Origin of the sequence: Catenovulum adriaticum (genome assembly GCF_026725475.1) — a bacterium.
GTDB classification, from domain to species: domain Bacteria; phylum Pseudomonadota; class Gammaproteobacteria; order Enterobacterales; family Alteromonadaceae; genus Catenovulum; species Catenovulum adriaticum.
This window is the reverse complement of record NZ_CP109965.1, coordinates 27214-44587: the sequence shown is the minus strand read 5'-3', so window position 1 is coordinate 44587 and position 17374 is coordinate 27214. Positions and strand designations below refer to the sequence as shown.

The 17374-nt window shown below is 38.5% G+C and carries 16 protein-coding genes; 3 read left to right on the top strand and 13 right to left on the bottom strand.

Annotation, left to right across the window (positions count from 1 at the left end; genetic code table 11):
• Positions 1–374 precede the first annotated feature (374 nt).
• The 3 genes from OLW01_RS00170 to OLW01_RS00160 all read right to left on the bottom strand — a co-directional run bounded on the left by OLW01_RS00170 (position 375) and on the right by OLW01_RS00160 (position 2915).
• The gene (locus OLW01_RS00170; RefSeq protein WP_268074575.1) at positions 375–728 is read right to left on the bottom strand and encodes a hypothetical protein; all 354 of its coding nucleotides are present in this window, start codon (positions 726–728) and stop codon (positions 375–377) included.
• 180 nt (positions 729–908) lie between these two features.
• The gene (ssb, locus tag OLW01_RS00165) at positions 909–1529 is read right to left on the bottom strand and encodes a single-stranded DNA-binding protein (protein ID WP_268074574.1); all 621 of its coding nucleotides are present in this window, start codon (positions 1527–1529) and stop codon (positions 909–911) included.
• Between the two features lie 9 nt (positions 1530–1538).
• A complete protein-coding gene (locus OLW01_RS00160) occupies positions 1539–2915 on the bottom strand; it encodes an MFS transporter (protein ID WP_268074573.1) in 1377 nt (458 codons plus the stop codon).
• A gap of 164 nt (positions 2916–3079) precedes the next feature.
• Between OLW01_RS00160 and uvrA the strand changes: the two genes are divergently transcribed.
• On the top strand, positions 3080–5902 hold the full coding sequence (gene uvrA, locus OLW01_RS00155) for an excinuclease ABC subunit UvrA (protein ID WP_268074572.1): 2823 nt from the start codon (positions 3080–3082) through the stop codon (positions 5900–5902).
• A 112-nt stretch (positions 5903–6014) separates the two neighbouring features.
• Here uvrA and rpe read toward each other — a convergent pair whose 3' ends face one another.
• The gene (gene rpe / locus OLW01_RS00150) at positions 6015–6686 is read right to left on the bottom strand and encodes a ribulose-phosphate 3-epimerase (RefSeq protein ID WP_268074571.1); all 672 of its coding nucleotides are present in this window, start codon (positions 6684–6686) and stop codon (positions 6015–6017) included.
• A 364-nt stretch (positions 6687–7050) separates the two neighbouring features.
• On the opposite strand from rpe, the gene OLW01_RS00145 reads away from it, so the two are divergent.
• Both OLW01_RS00145 and OLW01_RS00140 read left to right on the top strand, forming a co-directional pair.
• Positions 7051–7695, top strand: a complete 645-nt coding sequence (locus OLW01_RS00145) for a TorF family putative porin (RefSeq protein WP_268074570.1) — start codon at positions 7051–7053, stop codon at positions 7693–7695.
• Positions 7696–8115: 420 nt separating this feature from the next.
• On the top strand, positions 8116–8316 hold the full coding sequence (locus OLW01_RS00140; RefSeq protein WP_268074569.1) for a DUF2970 domain-containing protein: 201 nt from the start codon (positions 8116–8118) through the stop codon (positions 8314–8316).
• Between the two features lie 14 nt (positions 8317–8330).
• On the opposite strand, the gene OLW01_RS00135 is transcribed toward OLW01_RS00140, so the two are convergent.
• The 9 genes from OLW01_RS00135 to OLW01_RS00095 all read right to left on the bottom strand — a co-directional run bounded on the left by OLW01_RS00135 (position 8331) and on the right by OLW01_RS00095 (position 17254).
• Positions 8331–9182 carry a Dam family site-specific DNA-(adenine-N6)-methyltransferase gene (locus OLW01_RS00135; protein ID WP_268076243.1) on the bottom strand — a complete coding sequence of 284 codons (852 nt, stop codon included), beginning with the start codon at positions 9180–9182 and terminating at the stop codon, positions 8331–8333.
• The gene (locus OLW01_RS00130; RefSeq protein ID WP_268074568.1) at positions 9182–10516 is read right to left on the bottom strand and encodes an SPOR domain-containing protein; all 1335 of its coding nucleotides are present in this window, start codon (positions 10514–10516) and stop codon (positions 9182–9184) included. Before OLW01_RS00130 ends, OLW01_RS00135 begins: the two co-directional genes overlap by 1 nt.
• Before the next feature lie 55 nt (positions 10517–10571).
• Entirely contained in the window at positions 10572–11645 is a 1074-nt protein-coding gene (aroB, locus tag OLW01_RS00125; RefSeq protein ID WP_268074567.1) for a 3-dehydroquinate synthase, read from the bottom strand.
• A gap of 17 nt (positions 11646–11662) precedes the next feature.
• Positions 11663–12178 (bottom strand): shikimate kinase AroK, encoded by a 516-nt coding sequence (gene aroK, locus OLW01_RS00120; protein WP_268074566.1) that lies wholly within the window; start codon positions 12176–12178, stop codon positions 11663–11665.
• A 248-nt stretch (positions 12179–12426) separates the two neighbouring features.
• On the bottom strand, positions 12427–14478 hold the full coding sequence (locus OLW01_RS00115) for a type IV pilus secretin PilQ (protein ID WP_268074565.1): 2052 nt from the start codon (positions 14476–14478) through the stop codon (positions 12427–12429).
• Positions 14471–15013, bottom strand: coding sequence for a pilus assembly protein PilP (locus tag OLW01_RS00110; protein ID WP_268074564.1), 543 nt, complete (start codon positions 15011–15013; stop codon positions 14471–14473). The genes OLW01_RS00115 and OLW01_RS00110 overlap by 8 nt, the downstream gene beginning before the upstream one ends.
• Complete coding sequence (locus tag OLW01_RS00105) at positions 15010–15612, bottom strand: type IV pilus inner membrane component PilO (protein WP_268074563.1); 603 nt, start codon at positions 15610–15612, stop codon at positions 15010–15012. Before OLW01_RS00105 ends, OLW01_RS00110 begins: the two co-directional genes overlap by 4 nt.
• On the bottom strand, positions 15612–16190 hold the full coding sequence (locus tag OLW01_RS00100) for a PilN domain-containing protein (RefSeq protein ID WP_268074562.1): 579 nt from the start codon (positions 16188–16190) through the stop codon (positions 15612–15614). The genes OLW01_RS00105 and OLW01_RS00100 overlap by 1 nt, the downstream gene beginning before the upstream one ends.
• Entirely contained in the window at positions 16178–17254 is a 1077-nt protein-coding gene (locus OLW01_RS00095; RefSeq protein WP_268074561.1) for a pilus assembly protein PilM, read from the bottom strand. The genes OLW01_RS00100 and OLW01_RS00095 overlap by 13 nt, the downstream gene beginning before the upstream one ends.
• Between the last annotated feature and the right edge of the window lie 120 nt (positions 17255–17374).

Genomic DNA, 17374 nt, shown 5'->3' with positions numbered 1-17374 from the left:
CAAACTGCTGCAAAATTGTACCCAAAAGGTCAACAGACCCTAGGTAAGGAAGAGGTGTAAATAGTATAGATAAGCCATAAAGCAATTAAATTAAACCTCTTTGTTTACGGATATTTCGATAGCTCAACCTGCGAATTTTATTTAAACCCTGTAATGGCCGAGCTATTTATACATAACAGGCAAGCGTCCGAACTACCCCGATATTTAAAATAATTTAATTTTTTCAAAAAAGACTGAACTTATCAGCACAGCACCACTCTATAAATATACAAGTTAGTTAGAATGAATTAACTTGTTAGTTTAAAGTGTGTTCCTTGTTGTATCTCCCGTGTAGCCGCCTTTTTGTGTTAAAGGCGGTTTTTTTTATTCTGCGTTTAACAATCCATCTTAGTTTCTAATTTTTCATTCGCTTTTTCACAAGCTTCTTTTGTCATTTCTTTTGTTTTATCTGACGCGTCAGAAGCCCATTCTTTAGCTTTATCTGATGTTTTTCGGGTCCACTCCCCAGTTTTATCAGATGCTTCTTCTGCCCAGTCTTTCGTTTTAGATGATGCGTCTTCAACCATTTCTTTGGTTTTCTCAGAAGCTTCTTTTGCTGACTCTTTAGTTGATTCAATCATGCTATCTAGCTTTTCACCAGCCGTTTTTGGTTTATCTTCACAAGCAGATAAACCAAACAAAGCAGCACTCAGAAGAGCAATTTGAGACAAACTATTATTCAATTTCATTGCATTAATTCCATAAAATATGAGTAGAAGTTAATTATAGCTGTGCAATAAAAACAAAAATACTAAATAAAGCTTTTATGTGACCTAGATTAAAATTTAGTTAGACTAAAAATTCAATAGAGAATAAAAAAGCCGCTTAATAGCGGCTTTCTAAATTTTTTTCAACATTTTGCTTTTTGTCTAAAATGGAATATCGTCATCGAAATCTAAGTTAGGCTCTGCTGGTGGCGCAGCTTGTGGGGCTGGTTTATTTTGCGGAGCTGCTGGCGCCGGTCGATTCTGGGCTTGCTGCTGATAACCACTTTGTTGAGGTTGCTGTGGTGCTTGATTATAACCACCCTGCTGACCTTGGCCTTGCTGTGGCGCTTGATTATATTGTGGCTGAGCAGCTGGCTGTTGATAACCTTGGTTTGCTGGTGCACTTTGGTTATAACTACCACCTTGATTATCAGAACGGCGATCTAGCATTTGCATTACGCCATTCATATCGACCACAACTTCAGTTGTGTATCTGTCTTGACCTTGCTGATCTTGCCATTTTCGGGTTTGCAATTTCCCTTCAAAATAAGCTTGCGAACCCTTACGTAAGTATTCACCAGCAATTTCGGCTAATTTGCCAAAAATAACAATTCGATGCCATTCGGTTTTTTCTTGCAGCTGACCTGTGTTGCGATCTTTCCAACTTTCAGATGTCGCTAAGGTTAAATTTGCAACTGCATTGCCATTTGGCATGTAACGAATGTCAGGATCTTGCCCTAAGTTACCAACTAAAATGACTTTATTTACGCCACGCGATGCCATTATCTTCTCCTAAATTTGTTTTGCATGTTGATTATGCCAAATCGCTAACGCTTTGGCATCTAACTCTGCGGGTAATATTTTTAAATAGGCTAATTGCTCTTCAACAATTACAACCGCTTCTTGTACGCCTGTAATGTCGGCAAGTTGCTGCGCCATTTGCTGCGCATCGGCATGGTTATTCACCACTACCGCTAAAATTTTAGGTTTGGTTTTTTGTGGTAAAACTAATGTACGGCTCACTAACCACCAAGGTAGCGCTAAACTCGCTGCCCCTAATAATACACCAACTTGCCCAAAGTTTTGCATGAGTATACCACCAAGTAAACCGCCACTAAATGCGCCGGCAAACTGGCAAGTTGAAAACGCCCCCATTGCAGACCCTTTTTGCCCGGCAGGTGCCAGCCGACTAACCCAAGCAGGTAAGTTTGCTTCAAGATAATTAAAAGCAACAAAAAATACAATTAATGCAATAAGTAATCCAGTGCCAGATTGTGAGAAACTATATATCAGTAACATCGCAACCGCTAATAAAACAATTGAGATTTGAAACATGCCCACTTCTTTGTTCTTTTTCATTGACCACATCATCATAGGCGCCAACAGAATAAAAGAGAGTAACAGGGCTGGAAAATACAGCATCCAGTGACTTTGTGAGTGAAAGCCAGCTTTAACTAATAACCCAGGAACAACTACAAACAAAGTAGTGAGCTGCATATGCAAAAAGAATACGCCAATATTGAGTTTTTGCAGTTGAGGGTGGCGAACTAATTGCTTAATTTGTGCCGGGATTGGAATCGCATCTCGGTTTGATGTTTTACTCACAGAGTTAGGCACAAAGGCTGCAACGACTATAATGCCAACTACTGCTAACCCTGCAGTAAAAGCAAAAATCCCACCTAATCCAAGTCGTTCAGCTAACAAGGGACCCAAAACCATTGCTGCTGCAAATGATAAACCTATGCACATGCCAATAATGGCCATCACTTTTGAGCGTTGGTCTTCACGCGTTAAATCGGCAGCTAACGCTAAAATAGCACTGGCAATTGCCCCTGTCCCTTGTAAAAATCGTCCTACCGCAACCCAAAAAACATGATCAGCAAAAGCGGCCACTAAACTACCAACCGCAAATAACACTAAGCCCATTAAAATAACAGGTCGCCTGCCAATTTTATCAGACAGCAACCCCATAGGAATTTGTAATACCGCTTGGGTTAACCCATAAGCACCAATAATAATCCCTATCCAAACGGGTGAAAAGCCTTCTAATTTTTGCCCATAAATAGCAACAACCGGCATAATCATAAAAAGCCCAAGCATTCTTAAGCTAAAAACGCTGGCTAAAATAGCGGCTATTTTTTTTTCGTGTTGTGTTAATCCGTTCGACATACTAAAGCAAGTGAGTTAACAATAAAATTAGGTGATCGAGTATATCACGCGATACGTATTTGAACGGTATAATTAACCAGTTTTTTTTGTAAAATAGCTTAAAAAAGCTCAGAATAAGAGACGATTTAGTTCGTCACTCAGCATTCACTTTTCTTGGGATTGATATGGATAAAATAGAAGTTAGAGGGGCTCGTACCCATAATTTAAAAAACATAAGCTGCACTTTACCACGTGAAAAATTAATCGTAATCACGGGTTTGTCAGGCTCAGGCAAATCATCCCTAGCATTTGATACTTTGTATGCTGAAGGTCAAAGGCGATATGTCGAATCACTCTCTGCTTATGCTCGACAATTTTTGTCATTGATGGAAAAACCAGATGTTGATCATATTGAAGGTTTATCTCCGGCTATTTCAATTGAGCAAAAATCGACTTCTCACAACCCAAGATCGACTGTTGGGACTATCACCGAAGTTTATGATTATTTAAGGCTATTATTTGCCCGTGTTGGTGAGCCTCGTTGTCCGATTCATAAACAAGCTTTAGCAGCTCAAACCATTAGTCAAATGGTTGATCAGGTAATGGCATTACCTGCTGGTTCAAAGCTCATGTTACTGGCGCCGATCGTTAGAGGACGTAAAGGTGAACATATTAAAACCTTTGAAAACCTCGCAGCTCAAGGCTTTATTAGAGCTAGAGTAAACGGTGAAATTTGTGACTTGAGCGATCCCCCAACACTTGAGCTTCATAAAAAGCATAATATAGATGTAGTGGTTGATCGTTTTAAAGTGCGTGACGATTTGCAAACTCGTTTAGCTGAGTCGTTTGAAACCGCACTAGAGCTGGCAAATGGTATTGCTACATTAGCTTGGATGGATGATGCGCAGCAAGAAGAATTAGTATTCTCAGCCAATTTTTCATGTACCCAATGTGGTTACAGCATGGCTGAAATAGAGCCTAGAATATTCTCATTTAATAATCCTGCGGGGGCTTGTCCTACTTGTGATGGTTTAGGGGTCAAACAATTTTTCGATCCACACAGAGTTATTTCTAACCCTGAGCTTAGTTTGGCTGGTGGCGCGATCAAAGGTTGGGACAAACGTAGTTTTTATTATTTTCAAATGTTGAAAACACTAGCCGAGCATTATCAATTTGATTTAACAGCACCTTGGCAAAATTTAGACGAAAACGCTCAGCAAGTTATTTTATATGGCACAGGCAAACAAGAGCTTGAGTTTAATTACATGAATGACAGAGGCGATATTATTAGTCGTCACCATCCTTTTGAGGGCATTATTACCAATATGGAACGCCGTTATCGCGAAACTGAATCTAATTCAGTTAGAGAAGAGATGGCTAAATATTTAAACAATCAAGCATGCCCAAGCTGTCATGGGGCGCGCTTGCGTGAAGGCCCTAGAAATGTATTTATCAATGATGCTAACTTGCCACATATTACTGAGCTTTCTATTGAAGCCTGCCAAAGCTTTTTTACTGAGTTGAATTTAACCGGCCAAAAAGCGCAAATTGCCGATAAGATTTTAAAAGAAATCAACGATAGACTCGGTTTTTTAGTTAACGTTGGGCTTAATTATTTAAATTTATCACGCAGTGCAGATACGCTCTCTGGCGGTGAGGCGCAGCGCATTCGTCTGGCAAGCCAAATTGGTGCGGGCTTAGTTGGGGTAATGTATGTATTAGATGAGCCCTCAATTGGTTTACATCAAAGAGACAATGAACGCTTATTGAAAACCTTAACTCATTTACGTGATTTAGGTAATACAGTGATTGTCGTTGAGCACGATGAAGATGCGATTCGCAGCGCTGATCATATTTTAGATATTGGCCCTGGAGCTGGTGTGCATGGTGGTCAGATTGTTGCGCAGGGTTCTATCGACGACATACTAAAAAGTAACGACTCACTTACCGGTAAATACCTATCAGGTAAAAAACAAATTAATATTCCGGCCGAGCGAAACCCACATCAAGATAAATGGATTGAGCTAAAAGGCGCATCTGGTAACAATCTAAAAAATGTAGATTTAAATATTCCGATTGGCTTAATGACTTGCATTACAGGGGTCTCTGGGTCAGGTAAATCCACGCTAATCAATGATACCTTATTTAGCTTGGCTCAAACCCAACTAAATAAAGCTAGTACGAACAAACCAGCGCCTTATTCAAGTATTGCGGGCTTAGACCATTTAGATAAAGTAGTTGATATTGACCAAAGCCCAATTGGCCGCACACCCAGATCAAACCCAGCCACTTATACCGGTATTTTTACGCCTATTCGTGAGTTATTTGCCGCGACTCAAGAAGCAAGATCTCGAGGCTACAAGCCAGGCCGTTTTAGTTTTAATGTGAAAGGCGGTCGCTGTGAGGCTTGCCAAGGTGATGGCGTTATTAAAGTTGAAATGCACTTTTTGCCGGATGTTTATGTGCCTTGTGATGTTTGTAAAGGCCAACGCTATAACCGCGAAACATTAGAAATAAAGTATAAGCAAAAAAACATTCACGAAACCTTAGATATGACAGTAGAAGATGCTCGTGAGTTTTTTGGTGCTGTGCCAGCAATTGCACGCAAATTACAAACCTTAATGGACGTTGGGTTAAGTTATATTCGATTAGGTCAAGCGGCGACCACCCTATCGGGTGGTGAAGCACAGCGGGTAAAGTTAGCCCGAGAACTTTCAAAGCGAGATACAGGCCAAACTCTATATATATTAGATGAACCCACTACTGGTTTGCACTTTTACGACATTGAGCAACTGTTAGCTGTATTGCACCGGCTTAGGGATCACGGTAATACTGTGGTTATTATTGAGCATAATCTAGATGTGGTAAAAACAGCCGATTGGATTGTTGATTTAGGTCCTGAAGGGGGTCACGGAGGCGGCGAGATTTTATTTAGTGGTACCCCAGAAGATTTATGCAATGAGAAAAGATCTCACACTGCTAAGTTTTTAAAGCCTATGTTGGGATAATTTAGGATTTAGGATTTAGGATTTAGGATTTAGGATTTAGGATTTAGCAGGCTAAAAATACTTTTGAATTATCCAAGTGTTTTTAGCCTGTCGCTCGCCTTTAATTATCTGGCTATCTGGCTTTAGCTAACTCAGCTCGCATTTCATCAATTGCGGTTTTATAGCTGTCTGCACCAAAAATAGCGGTACCAGCAACAAACATATCTGCCCCCGCTTCAGCGACTTCTGCTATATTATTCGTTTTTACGCCACCGTCGACTTCAATTCGGGTATTTAAGCCTAATTCATTAATACGAGCTCTAAGCTGTCTAATTTTATCTAACGTGTAAGGAATAAATGACTGCCCACCAAAACCAGGGTTTACCGACATAAATAATACATGGTCTAATTGAGGCAGCACATAATCTAACACCGATAAAGGCGTTGCTGGGTTTAATACTAAGCCTGCTTTAATACCGCGATCTTTAATTAAATTAATTGAGCGATCTACATGGCGACTCGCCTCTGGATGAAAACTGATATAGTTTGCTCCTGCATCTGCAAATTGATTAATTAAGTCATCAACAGGTTCAACCATTAAGTGCACGTCAAAGTCAGCTTTAACGCCATATTTTACCAGCGCATCTAAAACCGCAGGACCAAAAGTTAAATTAGGTACATAGTGATTATCCATTACATCAAAATGAATAATATCAGCCCCAGCTGCAACGACATTTTCTACTTCTTCACCTAAACGAGCTAAATCAGCGGCCAAAATAGAAGGCGCAATTAAATAAGGATTCATATCCAACCTATTAAGAAGATTAATAACAATTAAAAGCTATTTTACACAAGCTTGGCTATGGCGCAAATGACAAAATAAAATCTCTAAGGCTTAAAAAGGTGCAATTAATTAACAATTATACCGCGTCGCACTAAAACAAAACATGGCTTATTACTGATTGCACCATTTTAGAACAAAATCAGTAGTGATTTTATAATTTAAGTGCTATAACGCATCAGCGCAGTTCAATAAAAACCTTAAAAAGCTTTTAAATCAAAGACTTTAAAGTTTTTTTTAAGGAAATGAAAAAATAGGCACAGGGGTTGCAATTACCTTTGCAGCACATTTAGTTTTGAATTAAAAAAATCCAATTGGGAGAACTAGCATGAAAAAAACATTAATTGTCGCTTCAATTTTAGGTGCAGTATCAGCAATGTCTTCAACTTCAGCAATGGCGGTTGACGGTCTATCTGCAAATGCTGCAGTTACTTCAAACTACTTCTGGCGTGGTATGACTCAAACAGCTGACGCTGCTGCTGTTTCTGGCGGTATTGATTATGCTGCTGAATCTGGTTTTTATGCAGGTACTTGGGTATCTAACCTTGCTAACGACACAGAAACTGACCTTTATTTAGGTTTTTCAGGTGAAACTGACAGCGTTTCATACGATGTAGGTTATGTTTATTATAACTACGCTAATCCAGGTCAAGAGTTAGATTTTGGTGAAATATACGGTAGCGTTACCTTTGGTGCGTTAACTTTAGGCTTAGCAGTATTAGCTAATGAAGAAGCTGGTGATTTCGATTTTGGTGATTCAACTTATGTTTCTGCTGATTATGCAGTTGAAGTTGCACCAGGTTTAGAAGCTGCATTCCACATTGGTTCATACGATGGTGACTTCGCAGTTGAAGGTGTTGATATTGGTGCATCTCTATCTAAAGACGGTTTCACTTTTGGTATAATTGAATCAGACCGCGATGGCCAAAACTTAGAAGCTTATGTTTCTTATGCGGTTGATTTCGACTTATAAGTTGATTCGAATATACCAACAACAAAGTTAAGCATATTTAGCCCGCGATTGCGGGCTTTTTTATGCCTGTGATACATCACTTAAAATAATATATAACCTCAACTCAGATTAAGGTGTATTCTAACTAATTAAATGACTTAACCTTATCGCTTTGCATGGTTTCTAACGAAATTTTTTTGCGTGGACAAGGCAAATTCACGCCTCAGTAGCTAGTCTCGGCTTTGGTTCCGACACCGCTCTACTTCTCCCCGTCCCTGGGGTGGTATATTAGGGAATTTAACGCAGTCCGCGTGAAAAAGGCCGTTTAAAACATATTCATTAAACCGAGTTGAAGTTATATAGCACTCATATTTAGCAAACCCCTTCACTGAGCTAAGTTTTGTCTATACTAAAATATGACTTTAGTTACGGATAGTTAATATGAGTAAAACGTTAAGATGGCTTGAATACCTGTTATCCAGTATTGCGGCGCTAATGGGGGTACAAAGTCAGAAAAACAGAGAGGCTGATTTTAAGCAAAAGTCAGCGTTTGGCTTTTTGATTAACGGTATTGTTTTAGTTGCTATATTTATATTATTGCTCATCGCAGTCGTAAAGTTAGCAATTAGCTTAGCGACTTAAGTGATGAAACCGGCCTAGCCTGTGATAATAGGTTGCTTTATTCTCTTTACTTTATACAAAGCTAAAACTTCTTTTACGGCCTGACGGGTGCCTGCGTTTTGACTAATTACTCGTGATACATTTTGTGTTTTAATTTTTGCAGGTAAGTATAAATTACGAACAATCGGCGTATCATGATTGCTAATGAGCACAGTATTCTTCCCTTCGTGTGATAACTGCTGAGCTGTGTCGGCTAATCGCTTTTGATCATGGATATTAAAACCTGATTTTGCATACTGAGTAAAATTAGCAGTTTCACTCAAGCTAATATAAGGGGGATCGCAATATATAGCACTGCCCTTTGGCGCGCTACGCATGCAAGTTTCAAAATCCACTAAGGTGAACTCAGCTTTTTGAGATTTCTTAGCAAAGTAATACATTTCATGTTCTGGAAAGTAAGGCTTCACATAACGCCCAAAAGGCACATTATAAAACCCTGAATTATTATAACGACAAAGACCGTTATAACCGTGACGGTTTAAGTAGGTAAATAAAATAGAGCGTCGGTAGGTATCTTTTTCCTGATTAAATTCAGCTCGAATCTGATAATACGCATCTTCTTGATTGTATTTACTTTGGTACATAAGCTTACAATCTTGAATAAAAGCTTCAGGTGTTGCTTTTAAATGTTGATACAGTGCAATCAAATCAGGATTAATATCATTTAAAATATAACGTTCGAAATTACTATTTAAAAACACAGAGCCCGCTCCTACAAACGGCTCAACTAATGTTTTGCTGCGTTTAGGTAAGAGTTCAACTATTGATTCTACTAGCGAGTATTTACCGCCAGCCCATTTTAAAAATGCTCGTGTTTTTTTCAAAATTATTTCTTTTTCGCTATTAACTGAGCAATTGCAGCAACGGGTTTTGCAAAAGCGCCAGCGTTTTTAATTGAACCCGGTAACGTATTTATGGCAGCTAATGCCGTTTGGTGAGTTGGATAAATGCCATAAGTCACTCCAAACCTTTGTTCACTCTCATAAACTTTTAGCTTGGCTGGTTCAGCTAACGTTTGAATGTCAGGTGACGCTAAAAACTCATCCAAAACGGATTCAGAGCTAACCAAGGTGAGCTGAATAACGTATTGTTTAGGGTTTTGCTGTTGATACCATAGGTTATCATAATAACCGAGGTTAGGCTCAGCTTGCTGCTCATTTTGTTGTGTTATCGCTGGTTTATTATCCATTTTAAGATCTGTTTCAGCCGTTTCTGGTTTTTTTACTGGCTGTTGTCCGATATCAACTTGCTGATCATATTTTTTAGCTTCAATTAACGATTCGGGCTGAGGTGCTTGCTCTGCTAGGTTACTTTTTGTTTTATCTGTTATTTCCGCCTGCTGATTTTTCTTTTTAGCAGCAAAGTATTCAGCCGCTGTCATATCTTTTTGTAAAATGGCTTGCTCAACTAAATCAAGCTCTTTTGTAGATTTAGCTACTTGTGGCTCAGTCAATACTTCCGATTTCGGTTTTGCTAACGGCTCGATCTCAAATTTTGTGCTTTCTGTTTGGCCTAAATTTTCAGGTTCAGCTAAATTAACATTAGGTTTTAAGTTTGAATCAATATCGTTTTGAGATAAAAACCACCATATGCCTAATGTAAATAATAAGCACAGCATAGTTAAGCTTAACCAAATCAAGTATGATTTTTTGGTTGAATTGCGCGCTTCTTCGGCTGGATTTACGGAATGCTCTAAAGGCGATGAATGAGCTTGCTCGGCAGAATCAGGACCAATTAAGCTGACCACTTGACTTGGATAGTTTTGACTAAATAAACTTGCTTGAACGGGCGTTATTTCAAAAATCACGTTAAACCGACCTGCAAAATATTGCATGCAATCTAACAATTGATTAATAACAGGCTCAGTTGGCAAACCTTTAACCGCGACTGTATAGCAGTTATCGTTTTGATCTTGTTCATCTAGTAGGTACTTTAAAGGTTTGTCGATTATAACTGAAGAGCTATCCGTTAGTTGTTTAAAAACCGTTGTGAGCAGCGCTTTGTCGGTGAGGTCTTTCAAACTAGGAATGTAACTTAAGTGGTATTCATCTTGAATATCACTTAAGTAACGAATTAGAGGTTCTTGGATGTCTGTATATAAAACAACCGCATTGGAAAAAGACAAATTGTATAGCAGACGATCCCAGTTTTTTGGCCTCATCTCACAACGCCTTAAGTTAGTGATAAGCAAATCACTTAGTCTGACGACTAAATGATTAAACTAAAACTGAATTGAGCTCAGCTTCGGTAACATCACTCATGATTTCACAATGTCCAATTTTTGTTGGCACAATAAAACGCATCACATTAGCTTGAACTTTTTTATCACGCTTCATGTGTTTAACAAAGTCGTCTAATGTCATTGAGCTTGGTTTATGAATCGGCAAGTTATAGCTTTCAATGGTGGTCACCACTTCATCAAAGTCTTGCTGATTGATATAACCTCGGATATGAGCCAACCGAGTTGCTAACACCATGCCTGTGGCTACGGCTTCACCGTGCAACCATACGCCATACCCCATTTCAGCTTCAATCGCATGGCCAAAAGTATGACCTAAATTTAACAGTGCACGAGCGCCTCGCTCCGTTTCATCAGCAGCAACTATCTCTGCTTTAATTTCACAACAACGCTTAATAACCCGGACAAGTTGAGCAGGCTCAAGAGCTAAAATCTGGGTTTTAGCTTCAATTAAACTTTGCCAAAACTCACGCTCAAAAACAATACCATATTTGAGCACTTCGGCCATACCAGCAGCAAACTCACGGGCAGGTAAGCTAGATAATGAATCAATATCGATAAAAACGGCTTCGGGCTGTTTAAAAGCGCCGATCATGTTTTTACCTAAAGGATGATTCACTGCAGTTTTACCACCAACTGACGAATCAACTTGAGATAATAATGTCGTTGGTACTTGAATAAAATCAACACCACGCTGATAACAAGCGGCAACAAAGCCGACTAAATCACCCACAACACCGCCACCTAAAGCAATTAAGGTGACATCTCGAGCACAGTTGTGCTCTAGCAAAAAACTATTTATTTTTTCAAAATATTCAAGTGATTTATATTGCTCGCCATCTGGTAGCTGATACGTTAAAACATCAAATTTTGATAAGCTTTGCGTCAATTGTTCTAAATATAGAGGAGCAACCGTTGTATTAGTAATAACAACAACTTTACTGCCTTTAATCACTTTTTCAAACTGCTGCGCTTGCTGAATTAATCCACGACCAATAATAATGGGGTAGCTTCGTTCAGCTAAGCTGACTTGAATTTCTGTATTGCTCATATATTTAAACGACTAATTTAAAAACCTAAACGATCAATAATTTCACGAGAAACTACTTTTGCACTTTGGTTATCCGTTTTAACAACCAAATCAGCAATTTCTTCGTATAGTGGATTTCGACTTTCAGCAAGATTTTCTAAAATTTCTTGCGGCTCACCATTTTGTAGTAAAGGTCGACGTTTATCACGCGCAGTTCTAGCTACTTGCTTTTCGATGGTCGTTTCTAAGTAAACCACAAAACCTCGAGCAGAAAGTCGATTTCTTGTTTCTTTACTAATCACAGAACCACCGCCTGTTGCCAGCACTATGCCTTGTTTTTCGGTTAAATCAAAAATAACCTTCTCTTCACGAGTTCTAAAACCTTCTTCCCCTTCAACGTCAAATACCCAAGCGATATCAGCGCCTGTGCGTTTTTCAATTTCCGCGTCAGAGTCAAAGAATTCAAGGTGAAGTTCATTGGCTAATTGTCTACCTATGGTACTTTTACCGGCCCCCATCGGGCCTATGAGGAATATATTACGTTTCTCGGCCATTTTAGTTTTTACACATCTATTAAGTTAAGTTGCTCCGAAAATCCAGTATCCTGAAAAGAGCCGCGATTATCCCAAGATTTGGTAACTAAAAGCAAGCTTAGCGACCAAAAATGAAGTCATTAAGCTGAAAAAACCTAAATTTGGGGGTCATAAACCTGAATATCTTGTTATTTTTGTGATAATCATATTAAGCCTAATCAGAATACCACTCAGTTAACGCGCGAGATTCTACTCAAATTACACAATTTTTAAAGTTTTTCTGTCGCAATTCTGGGTGTCACGAAAATTAACAGTTCCTTTTTTTCATTAAATTCGCGCGACTTTTTGAATAAGCGTCCAAGATACGGAATATCACCTAATAAAGGAACTTTAGATTCGGCACTCACTGTTTGTTGCTGATAAATGCCACCCAGCACTATCGTTTCGCCATTATTGACTAAAACTTGAGTGCCTATTTCTTGGGTATCTATTGCAACGGCTGAACCCGTCGAAGTTGACACTGTATCGCCGCGCGTATCTTGGGTAATCACTAAATCTAATATAATTTTATTGTCTGGGGTAATTTGCGGTGTTACTTGCAGGCTCAAGACCGCTTTTTTAAATGTCACGGCAGTTGCACCACTTGAAGCAGCTTGTACAAACGGAATTTCAGTGCCTTGCTCAATATAAGCGGTTTTTTGATTTGCCGTTGTGATTCGCGGGCTAGCTATAATTTCACCTTTGTTTTCAGATTCAAGCGCGGTTAACTCTAAATCTAATATAGTACCATCACTGAGTTTTGCTATGCTTAAACCAATACTGCCCGCGGCATTTGAAACCGGCAAGTTAACATTCATCCGTTGGTTGATGGGTGGAATCACCCCGGATCCTATCGTTGCAGCACCATCTAATGAACCAGAAATACCATCGCTACCTTGCTGATCGCTAAAGCCCCAGCGAATCCCTAACTCTTCGCTTAAATTATCATTTACTGTCACGATTCTAGATTCAATAGTAACTTGCTTAACTGCAATATCTAATACTTGGACTAATTTTTTGACATTCTCAATACTATCTATCGTATCTCTTATTAATAATGTATTGGTACGTGCATCAACAGAGACAGAGCCTCGCTCAGAGATCATTTTAGCTTCTTGGCTTTTAAGCATCGCCGCTATTTCACCAGCCTTAGCATAGTTAATTTGCACAAACTCTGAGTATAAAGGCGATAATTCAGCCACTTGTTTTTTTGCTTCTAGCTCTTTGGCTTCACGGGCTGCAATTTCTTCGCTGGGCGCGACCAATAAAATAGAGCCTTCCATGCGTTTATCTAACCCTTTTACTTTTAAGATAATGTCTAACGCTTGATCCCAAGGCACACCATCTAAACGCAATGTTACGTTGCCTGAAACTGAATCACTGGTGACTAAATTAAAATTATTATAGTCGGCAATAATTTGCAGTACGGTTCGCACTTCAATATCCTGAAAGTTAAGTGAAATAGCATCACCTTGATACTTTTTATCTGCCGCTTTATTTTTAACATCGTCCTGTTTAGCAATATCTAAGCTAAAAATAGAATCCAATTGCTGATACTTGTAAGTAAATTCATCATTCATGCTGATTTCAAACCGAGTATTATTCTCGTCTTGAAATGTTTCAATATGCTGAACCACTGAACCAAAGTCAGTTACATCCATTTTGTAAATCAGCTCATCGACAATGTCTGTATTATGAAAGACCACAATAATTTTATTTTTTTGCTTGGCGACATCAATGGCTGCAATGCTGTTTTTCATAAAGGCTAATACTCGTCCGCCTTTGTTATCTGAGTAACGAAAATCGAGTGCATCTATTGTATTCACATAGGTTTGAGCTTCAGCGTTTTTAGTTGAAGTTAAACCAGATTCATTGGCAATATGTACATAAAAATGATTGCCCTCTAATCGAGTTTGATACAGTTTTAATGAATCAAGCATTAACTGTAATCGAATACCTGATTGTGTTTCTTGAGCGATAATATTTTGCACACCAGCTTGATTAACGGGTGTTTTAGCTAAGTAGCTTTCAAAACTTGCATTATCAATGGTAATTTCAATACGCGCCGGATCATTTACCACTTTAATTTTTGGCTTTTGGCCCAGCTTTTTATCAAATACAAAATCAATTTCTGTTTCGTCCGGCATACTTGGGTTATATTTAATTTCGTACAGAACGGGCTGGCTGGTTGTATTCGCTTGTATAGTAAAACTTAATAAGCAAAATAAACTAAAAATAATGAGCTGAAACGCTTTATGATTGGCAATAATATTATTATTCATTATTCTGACTTCCTGACTCTGAATCCTGAGCAAAAATTGAAATTTGTGCGGTTCGGGTTTCCCAGCATCCGGTACCATCTGGGATCATTTCTTGTAATATCACTTTATCCGACGTGATTTTTTGGATTTGTCCATGAAACAGCCCCATATAATTACCCACTTTAACTCTATATAAAGCCCCATCGGCTACTGAAGCTAATGCAAAATAGCGCCCTGCTTCTCCCAATGTGCCCCGCATTTTTATCGTTTCTAATGGATATTTTTCAAGCGCTTCTTTTTGACGGTTAAAGTTTGGCTGCAAGCATCCCAAGGTTTGGCTGGTTGCATCATCTATTAATTCAGGTTTAGGTTTTACAAATGGGCTACGTAAACCGTTTACTGAATATTCAAAGCTTTGGTACTTTTTAACGGTTGGCATAGGCTCAATACTCGTTTTTGCATTGGCTTTAACTTCGTCAGTATAAGTCTGTAAATCACTAATATCACTCCCACATGCCCCCAAAACTAAGCAACTAAGTAAGGCTAAATATTTCATTTGTTGTCAGCCTCCTTGTAACGATAAGTTTTAGCTAATAAATCTAGAACCAGTTCATCGCCCTGATTTTTAATTGAAAAGTCATGCAAAGTAACAATTCGGGGTAAGGCGGCAACTCGTCCTAAAAACTGACCAAACTCATGGTAGCCACCCACAACTTGCAAGGTTAATGGGAGTTCAGTATAAAATTCTCTTTCTATCTCTGCTTCCCAATTAATCTTTTTAAACGTTAACCCGCTGGTTGTGCCAACATAGGTGATGTCATCTAGCAAACCTGGGGTTTCTGTTTCTGTTGGTAAACGTTTAAGCAAATCTGAAAAATTTTGCTCCATTTGTACCATCTGTGCTTTGTAAGCATCTGAATTTATAGCAACATGATATTTAGCTTGAAATTGCAGCTTAAGTTCGTTTTCTTTTTTTGTAATATTTTCATAGCTTTCAATTTTGTCACTAATCATAAGTTGATAGCTCAAAATGAATACAACGATAGCGAGTAAAATACAAACAAAAACTTTAGCGGGTTTAGGCCAGCTGCCCATGTCATTTAAATCAAGTTCTAGCTCATTTAAATCTTTAAGATCAAAGTTCTTCCAGTCCATTATTGCTGACCTTCTTGCTCACGTTCGAGTCCGGCAGATTGAACATCAAACGACATCGTAAAATCACTTAAAATATTAAGTGCTTCATTCGATTGCGCTGATACAATCGCGTTTAAAACCGGACGCTCTAATAAATAAGAAGCTTCTATATTTCGCATCATCGTAGAAACTCGGTTATTTGATTCGCTTTTACCTTGAATTGTCACTTGACGACCTTTTTTTTCTAAGCTCACCAAATAGATACCCGCTGGTACAACTTTAACCAGTTCATCCATAATTTGTGCGCCTAAATTACGGTTTCTCTGCAAGTCAGCAATCAGCTCCATTCGTTGTTCTAAGTTTTTACGTTTTGTTTTAAGCTCTTTAATTTCTTTAATTTTAGAGTCTAATACCGCAATCTCATTGTTTAAATATTGGTTTCGAGTTTGCTGGTTAGAGATTAAACTATTGTAATAAGTATTAATAAGCAGCATGACTGAAAAGGCTAAAATCGCAACTAGGGTTAAAATAGTGATATAAATTTTTTGTTTGCGTTGTTTATCTTGCTCTCGCCAAGGTAATAAATTTATATGTGGCATGAATTAAAACTCCGCATTGCCAAACCAGATGCAATCAAGTATTCAGAGTTATGCTGATTATTTTCTGCCGTTAATGTCTCTCCTTGATTCATTTGCATAAAAGGTGAGGCTATAACACAATGAATACCTAATTCTTCCGTTATCACTTCCGCCAAGCCTTCAACTAATGCTGTTCCGCCTGATAGTAGCAAGTAGTCCACTTTATCTTCCGAAGTAGAAGTAGTGAACATTTGAATGGCCCGTCTGATTTGTTGAATGATGGCCGTTTGAAAAGGCGCTAGTACTTCAAAGGTATAACTTGGGGGTAAATCAGCAGTTAGTTTTGCAAGTTCTGCTTCTTCATAAGATTTGTTGTAATAATTAACAATATTTTTTGTGTACATATCACCACCAAATGATTGATCACGGGTATAGATAACATCTTCGCCCCGAATTACACTCATTAAGGTCATATGCGCACCAATATCTACAACAGCTACTAATTTTTTATTAGCATCGCTAGGTAACTGATGCATGCAGAGTTTAGCGGCTCTTGCCAGTGCGTACGATTCTACGTCCATTACTTTAGCGGTTAACCCACCGAGTTCAATAGCAGAAACCCGGGCTTCGACACTTTCGGTTCTTGCCGCACTTAATAGTACATTTACTTTGCTTTTGTCGGCTTGGTTTATACCTAAACGTTCGAAATCTAAATTGACTTCTTCAATTGGATAAGGAATTAAACTGTCTGCTTCAATTTCAATTTGAGTCGCTAACTCATCATCATTAAAACTCGCATCCATAAAAATCGTTTTAGTAATCACCGTTGACCCTGAAACCGCGACAGACACTTGCTTATATTGTTTAGGTAGGCGTTTTCTAAGTCTTTGAATAACCTTGCCAACGGCTTCAATATCTTGAATTTCTTTATCATTCATTATGCCTTTTGGCATAAGTTCACGTGCGCACTGCAATAGCTTGTATTGCGAGCCATGACGCTCCATTAATACCGCTTTAACTGAATACGAACCGATATCGATACCAATTAAAATTGTATTTTTTTTCCCCAGTAATTCCTCAAACATAATTGACTAACCGTATTATTATTTTAAGCATTAATTGCAACTAATCCATTACCCTTTGTTTATGCTAAAATTACTTTATCTTAATTTAGTGATAAATGCATAATACTTTGCACATTTTGA